General features: G+C 58.9%; 1 protein-coding gene. It reads left to right on the forward strand.

Annotated features, from left to right (window positions below):
• The coding region (locus OH705_RS28735) for a hypothetical protein (protein ID WP_267303637.1) at nt 1-236 on the forward strand (236 nt) is incomplete at both ends.

Below are 236 nucleotides of genomic sequence, written 5' to 3' on the forward strand. Positions count from 1 at the left end.
TTGGTGACGATGTCCGGTGGAGAAAGGTCGGTAAGTGTTGTCTCGCACGTACCGGGGACCCAGACATTCACCGTCCAGAATGCGAATCATGGCTTCCAGAACGGTGATGTGTTGCTGGCCTGCGGTCAGGATGCGGACGTCGTGTCGCTGGCCAGTGTCCAGGATACGGACGTGGGTACCGTACGCTTCGGTGCCATCTTTCAGATGACCAATGCGGGCGGTACCACCACGATCCG

It is taken from the genome of Pseudomonas sp. BJa3, assembly GCF_026343815.1.
Classification (GTDB): Bacteria; Pseudomonadota; Gammaproteobacteria; order Pseudomonadales; family Pseudomonadaceae; genus Aquipseudomonas; species Aquipseudomonas soli.